This window comes from Micromonospora radicis (assembly GCF_003583405.1).
Taxonomy (GTDB): Bacteria; Actinomycetota; Actinomycetes; order Mycobacteriales; family Micromonosporaceae; genus Micromonospora; species Micromonospora radicis.
Map to the genome: position 1 here is coordinate 1 of NZ_QXEC01000055.1, position 6,034 is coordinate 6,034.

At 68.3% G+C, this 6,034-nt stretch carries 9 protein-coding genes and 1 pseudogene; 5 read left to right on the forward strand and 5 right to left on the reverse strand.

Going from position 1 to position 6,034, the window contains the following annotated elements; genetic code table 11:
• The coding region (locus tag D2L64_RS26800; protein WP_147376331.1) for a (deoxy)nucleoside triphosphate pyrophosphohydrolase at positions 1-402 on the reverse strand (402 nt) is incomplete at its 3' end.
• A 182-nt stretch (positions 403-584) separates the two neighbouring features.
• Between D2L64_RS26800 and D2L64_RS26805 the strand changes: the two genes are divergently transcribed.
• Positions 585-908 (forward strand): 4a-hydroxytetrahydrobiopterin dehydratase, encoded by a 324-nt coding sequence (locus D2L64_RS26805; protein WP_119579982.1) that lies wholly within the window; start codon positions 585-587, stop codon positions 906-908.
• 55 nt (positions 909-963) lie between these two features.
• On the forward strand, positions 964-1,326 hold the full coding sequence (locus D2L64_RS26810; protein WP_013735804.1) for a PH domain-containing protein: 363 nt from the start codon (positions 964-966) through the stop codon (positions 1,324-1,326).
• Between the two features lie 19 nt (positions 1,327-1,345).
• On the opposite strand, the gene D2L64_RS28150 is transcribed toward D2L64_RS26810, so the two are convergent.
• Both D2L64_RS28150 and D2L64_RS28155 read right to left on the reverse strand, forming a co-directional pair.
• Positions 1,346-1,495, reverse strand: a complete 150-nt coding sequence (locus tag D2L64_RS28150) for a hypothetical protein (protein WP_233559174.1) — start codon at positions 1,493-1,495, stop codon at positions 1,346-1,348.
• A gap of 27 nt (positions 1,496-1,522) precedes the next feature.
• Entirely contained in the window at positions 1,523-1,837 is a 315-nt protein-coding gene (locus tag D2L64_RS28155) for an HNH endonuclease (protein ID WP_233559175.1), read from the reverse strand.
• A gap of 242 nt (positions 1,838-2,079) precedes the next feature.
• Between D2L64_RS28155 and D2L64_RS26820 the strand changes: the two genes are divergently transcribed.
• Positions 2,080-2,814 (forward strand): class I SAM-dependent methyltransferase, encoded by a 735-nt coding sequence (locus D2L64_RS26820; RefSeq protein ID WP_119579983.1) that lies wholly within the window; start codon positions 2,080-2,082, stop codon positions 2,812-2,814.
• 129 nt (positions 2,815-2,943) lie between these two features.
• On the opposite strand, the gene D2L64_RS26825 is transcribed toward D2L64_RS26820, so the two are convergent.
• Positions 2,944-3,414: a hemerythrin domain-containing protein gene (locus tag D2L64_RS26825; protein ID WP_119579984.1), complete on the reverse strand. Its 471-nt coding sequence runs from the start codon at positions 3,412-3,414 to the stop codon at positions 2,944-2,946.
• Between the two features lie 163 nt (positions 3,415-3,577).
• Between D2L64_RS26825 and D2L64_RS26830 the strand changes: the two genes are divergently transcribed.
• Entirely contained in the window at positions 3,578-4,297 is a 720-nt protein-coding gene (locus D2L64_RS26830) for a SanA/YdcF family protein (protein WP_199714825.1), read from the forward strand.
• Between the two features lie 389 nt (positions 4,298-4,686).
• The gene (locus tag D2L64_RS26835) at positions 4,687-5,124 is read left to right on the forward strand and encodes a hypothetical protein (RefSeq protein ID WP_199714826.1); all 438 of its coding nucleotides are present in this window, start codon (positions 4,687-4,689) and stop codon (positions 5,122-5,124) included.
• Positions 5,125-5,553: 429 nt separating this feature from the next.
• Here D2L64_RS26835 and D2L64_RS26845 read toward each other — a convergent pair.
• Positions 5,554-5,967 (reverse strand): annotated as a pseudogene (locus D2L64_RS26845) (nucleotidyltransferase domain-containing protein); the annotation flags it as partial.
• Positions 5,968-6,034: the final 67 nt, after the last annotated feature.

A 6,034-nucleotide genomic window follows, 5' to 3' on the forward strand; every position in this document is an offset into this window, starting at 1 on the left:
GGGGGCGTCGGCGGGGAGCCAGGTGACCGTGTCCAGTTCGGCGGCGGAGAGCCAGCGCAGGGCACGGTGCTCCAGCGCCTGCGGGCGGTCACCGTGCAGCAGGCGGGCCGCGTACACCTTCAACACCGACCGGCCGTGCGCCATCCGGACGTTGCGGCCGACCCGCTCGCCGACCTCCACCCGTACGGCGAGTTCCTCGACGCACTCGCGGGCCAGCGCCGCCGTCTCGGTCTCCCCCGGCTCGACCTTGCCGCCGGGGAACTCCCACATGCCGGCCACCTCGGGTGGGGCGGATCGGGCGCACGCCAGCACTCGACCGTCCTCGATGATGGCCGCCCCGACGATGACCTTCGGGTCTCGCCGGGCGGCCGATCCACCGCCATTCGCCCGTTCGGTTCGCACGGCGGTCCAGCGTGCCAGATCAATCGGCGGTTTGGGTAGCTTGGTCGACCGTCAGGCCAGGAATACCCGGAAGTGTGGGCGTGGACACACCATCCGTGTGACGTAAGACTGGAGGCACCGACAAGACACGGGGCGGCGACGATTTGGCCACAAGCCGGCAACGAAGCCTGGGAGGTGCGGTGATGCGTGCGCTGTTCGGCGGTCGGGCGAAGCACGACTACCTCAGCGACGCTCTCACCCTACTGAACGGGTGGACGCGTGAGGGCGAACAGATCCGGCGCACGCTCGCCATCGACGACACCCAGCACGCGGCGCTGACCGAGCGGGTCAAGGTGGTCGCCGACGCGCTGCATCTGCGGCCGGAGATCAGCCGCCGGGCCGACCACACCACCCAGATCCGGGTCGGGCACGGCAACTCCCCACTCACCGAGGGTGAGGTTCTGCTGGCCGCCCGCATCGAGGACGCGTACCGCGCGGTGGCCGCGCCCGGCGAGCAGCGGGGCTGACCGGCCGCTTCGCAGCGGCACCGGGCACTGGCGTCGGCCGCCTACCGTGTGCTGCATGGCGAACCCGACGTACGACCGCAAGGAACAGTTCCAGCAGATCCAGAGCGGCCTGCTCGACGGAGAACAGATCATCGCCGTCTACGACGCCGTCGGCACGGGCACCGGGTTCATCGGGTTGACCGACCGGCGCGTGATCATCCAGGACCGCTCGTTCATCGGCAAGCGGTACGCGATCACCAGCATCCCGTACTCGAAGATCACCAGCGTGAGCGTGGTCAGCAACAAGTCGTGGGGCGGCTCCTTCTTCTCCACCGGCGCCATCGCCATCCACGTCGGCACGCACACCTACGAGGTGGAGTTCCGGGGCGACCAGAAGAGCCACCACGTGCACAACGTGATCCTGCACTACATCAGCTGACCGGCCACCGGAGTCGCCGTCAGGGCTTGAAGACCGTGTCGAGGTGCCATTCCAGGAACTCGGCGTTCGGGCGGTCCTGACGCCGTTGCGGCAAAGAGATCTGCGTACCCGCCTTCGCGTAGAACTGTTCGCCGTTGCCGAACTCGCTGCGCAGCCGTGAACTCACCACCAGCCGGTGCTTCGGATCCACCCCGAGCTAGCCGCAGTCGAAGAGAATATGCACATCGGACTTGAGTAACAGACCGTTGTCCAGGCGATGCTCGCCACCGGATGGCAGTGGACGGATGTGCCCGGCCTGCAACACGGGCTGGACCTTGTTGCCCGTGATGGCGCAGCGCCGCCCGTACGCGCCCAGCACCACTGCCTTGAACGACTGCTGGCCGAGCCGCTGCGGCACGAGTCTGGGATCTCCGTAGACCGGGCCGGGCCGATGCCAGGGCCGACTGAGATCGACCTCGACCTCGGCACCGAGGAGCCGGCGGACCAACGGTGCGAAGTACTCCGCAGCCAAGCCTCGGTACCGGCCGGATGGTCACGTCCGGTGTTCGGCCGGGGTGGTAAAACGGGTTGCCGGTCGTCGTTGGCGCCGGTTTCCTGGGAACGGTCGAACGAAGGGAGAACGACATGAGGCACGCCGGTACGCCCGTGAAGCAAGCAGTCAACGTCGATCCCATCGAATCGAGGCTTTGTGCGTACCTGGGAATCAACGATCACGGCGCCGCGCGGCGCTGGTAGCTCCGCCGGAGGCCGCTGATGTCGGTCTTCGACGATCCGGGGCACTTCGGTCGGCTCTGGGCCGACACCTACGACCTGCCGGGCGGTCTGCCCGACCCGACGCGGGCGGTGGAGTTCCTCGCCGGGCTGGCCGGTCCCGGGCGGGTGCTGGAACTGGCAATCGGCACCGGTCGGGTGGCGCTGCCGCTCGCCGCTCGCGGCATCACCGTCGAGGGGGTGGAGGCGTCACCGGAGATGGTCGAGAAGCTGCGCGCCAAGCCCGGCGGCGAGCACCTCCCGGTGGCGATCGGCGACATGGCGGACGTGCCGGTCAACGGCCCGTACGGCCTGGCGTACCTGGTCTTCAACACACTGTTCAACCTGGTCCAGGCGCAACGGCAGGCGGACTGCTTCCGTAACGTCGCGCGGGTGCTGGCGCCCCGCGGTGCGTTCGTCATCGAGACGTACGTGCCGGACCCGGCGGACATCGACCGGGACGAGCAGGTCCAGATGCGGGAGGTGACCGAGGAGTCGGCCACCATCCGGCTGCACCGCTACGACCAGGCGGCACAGACGTTCCTCCGGCAGACCGTCACCTTCAGCGCGGGCGGGGTGCACCTGCACCCGTTCGCGATGCGGTACATGTGGCCCGAGCAGATCGACGAGATGGCCGGGCAGGCCGGATTCCACCTGGCCGAACGGTACGCCGACTGGGAGCGCACCCCGTTCGGCCCGGACAGCACCTCGCACATCTCCGTCTACCGACTCGGCTGAGGCCGAGGGCGTCCGAGGAGGACGCAGGCGATCGGAGCAGGGCGCCGGGCCTGGGCATCTCGCCCGGCCCGGCGCCGCTGGTGGCGACCGGCACCGGCGAGCGCGTGAGGGCGAGCGCGTGAGGGTCGGTCACAGAGGTCCCAGCACGGCGTCAGGGTCGGCCTCCAGCGCCAGGGTTTCCAGCACGGTCAGGAGTTGTCGTTCCTCGTACCTGAAGTGTGACTCCATGATGGCCGCCAGGCCCTCCAGGTGCCGAGTCAACTCGACGGGCGGTGCGGCCCGCAGCACGGCGGCCTGGAGCCCGGCCAACAGGTGCGCGATCATCGAGTGGTCCTGCCGCAGGTAGTACAGCGTGTCCCGCAGTTCCGGGTGCTGCTCGGCGATCGCGGGAAACAGGTCCCGGTCCTCGCCCTCGTGATGGGCGGTCAGGGCCGCGCAGAACCCGTGGCAGAACAGCAGCAGATCGCGGGTAGCCGGCTCTGCCGGCACGCCTGCGGCCAGGGCATCCCTAGTCAGGGTCAGTGCGTCGCGCAGCCTGTCGTGCACGCGGCGAAGCTCACGGCTCCAGGCCACCAGCCTGGTCTTCTCGCTCTCATCCACAGGTGAGAGACGAAGGTACGACGATCATCGTCATCGACATCCTTCAGTCCGGCGCCTCCATGCCTGGCACGGCCTGCCACCGGCACGCGACGCTGAGGCCGAAGGTACCACGGGGCACGCCGGGCCAGCAGCCCGCTTGGTGCCGCCTGGGATACTGATCCACATGCCGATCCGAGCCGCCGCGCTGGCCAGACTGCGTCAGATCAGGAAGAACGGTCGGGGCCGCTGGCTGCGCCGGGCGGTGGTGGCGGGTGCGGTCGGCGCGGCGCTGCTGGTCGCCGCCAGCTGGGGCAGCGTGAGCTGGATCCGTTCCGGCGCCGAAGGACGGATGCACACGGCGCACCTGGTCCCCGACACCCCGGTGGCCCTGGTGTTGGGCACCCGGGTCCAGCCGGACGGCACCCCGGCACCGTTCCTCACCGCCCGCCTGGAGATCGCCCGCGAGTTGTACGCCACCGGCAAGGTCCAGGCGATCCTGGTTTCCGGCGACAACATGCGCCAGGAGTACAACGAGCCGGAAGCGATGCAGCGCTGGCTGATCGAGCACGGGGTACCGGCCGACAAGGTGGTGCTGGACTACGCCGGCTTCGACACGTACGACTCGTGCGCCCGGGCCAAGCGGATCTTCGGGGTGGACCGGGCGACGCTGGTGACCCAGCAGTTTCACCTGGCCCGCGCGGTCACGGTGTGCCGGCACCTCGGCGTGGACGCCGTCGGCGTAGGTGACGAAACCGCTCGCGAGTACGGCCGGACCTGGCAGTTCGCCGCCGCGCGGGAGTATGGCGCCGGCCTGAAGGCGGCGCTGGACGTGCTGTCCGGCCGCGACCCGGTGCACCTCGGCCCGCGCGAGACCGGCGTGCACGACGCGCTTCGCACCGGCTGACCCACCCCGACGCCGCACCTCATCGACCCTCGTGGCCCGCACGTCCGTCAGCTCGATGCGCGGCATGCAGCCGGTAGGAGCCCGTCGCCACGCAGGTCCACCACACGGCGACCTACCCGGGCATGTCTTGGCACCGTGGACGCCTGGGGAGATGCCCGATCTGCCTTACGACGAAGGGGCCAATCCGCCAGCCGGGGCGCACGGGGCAGATTCAGACGTTGAAGCGGAACAGAGACGGCCCCTCCCATGACCTGCGGCGACCTGGTCGTCGCGCTGGTCACGGTTGCTCCTGGGCTCACGTCGTTGATGACTGGTTGCCGACGTTTCACAGTGTCTTGTGCCCCGTGTGTGCCCCCGGCGTGAATCCACGGCCGGTCTAGCATCCCGACGTGGACTTGAACCCTGATGACAGCCACTTGACCACCGAGGACCTGGAGTCCGTCCGGGCCGCCAGTGTCGCGCTCCATCAGCAAGGGTGGCGCAAAGAGTTCACGATTGAGGAGATGATCGGCAAGTGGGCGTGGCTCGTCGCGCAGGTTGAGCGGGGCTACTCCGACTTCGTCGACGAGTACGCAAATGATCTTTACTGCAGAGACTGGCTAGCTAAGGTATGGCCCCAGGTGACTCACCCCGTCCGGTCATGCTGGCACGAGATGCTGCAACCACTGGACGAGCGCTTCCGAGCCGCCACGATTGAGGATGGCGGCCGCGCAGTAGGCCGCTACCACCAGATCACTCCCCATATGGGCTGGTGGTGGCATCGGCGGCCCAAGAAGCTTGTCGGCCACCTGGCCGAGGCTCTACGCACCGCTGACGAGACCCCTTGACCCCCAGGCAACCTACATCTGGCTTTGACCTCGTGCTTTGTTGCAGGTGAGCTGCTGCAAGCGTCCCCTGACGTCTGTGCTTGTCCGCCTGCGCGCGCTCCGATCGTCACTCAGTTAGTCACTCAGCCAAATTTTCGTCGACGCCTGGTCGTCGTCCTTGGAGGCGGTCCGGCTCGCTACGAACTCTTCTCCTAGTTCGCTGCACAGCCGGGCGCGTGCCTCGTCAAGCCGCTGGCCGTATTCGCGGGCGAAGATGAGCGGCTCTTTGTCGAGGGTCCCGCTGATGCGGTAAAGCGCGGACCAGACAGCGGGGTCTTCGTCGACGATGCTGTCGAACGGCCTCGTGCCCATAACCGTGTCCAGCCAGTCCGAGAGCACAAGGGACTGGTCTCGACTGAGCGTGATCGTCACTTGATCACTCTCGATGTGGCACGCGGCCGAAAGCGCGGCCAACCGGCCTGCCGGATCATGCAGGATGCTGTGGCCGTCACTGATGACCCGGTGGGTGCCTCGGTCGACCGGGTCGGTGTCTGCCCAGCTCATCGGGACAACGCCCATTTCGACCACAAATCCTGACGGGCGCCGTACCCGAACTTCCCTGAGCGGCCCCCATTGCTCCAACCGGACGACTTCGCCATCGAGCAGGCCCGTCCAGACGCTAGCCTCCGCGTAGCGCGGGTTGTCAGTGAGGACCACGATGTCGACGTCCGAGTCCATGCGCGCGGCCTGGCGCGCCCAGGAGCCGACGACCACCACTCCACCGACGTCCTCGCGCTCAGCCGCCCACGTGGTCACCATGTCGACCACTGATCGGGCTTCCTGCGACCGCTCCTCTGTTACCACGCGGCCAAGTCTGACACGGGCACTGCGTAAATGGCCGTCCTGCCATCCCGTCACCGTCGACCCGTCC

Bases quoted from the DNA above. Each gene is read 5' to 3' on its own strand.
- D2L64_RS26805 (WP_119579982.1), top strand. From the start codon at position 585: ATGCGTGCGCTGTTCGGCGGTCGGGCGAAGCACGACTACCTCAGCGAC.
- D2L64_RS26810 (WP_013735804.1), top strand. From the start codon at position 964: ATGGCGAACCCGACGTACGACCGCAAGGAACAGTTCCAGCAGATCCAG.
- D2L64_RS26820 (WP_119579983.1), top strand. From the start codon at position 2,080: ATGTCGGTCTTCGACGATCCGGGGCACTTCGGTCGGCTCTGGGCCGAC.
- D2L64_RS26830 (WP_199714825.1), top strand. From the start codon at position 3,578: ATGCCGATCCGAGCCGCCGCGCTGGCCAGACTGCGTCAGATCAGGAAG.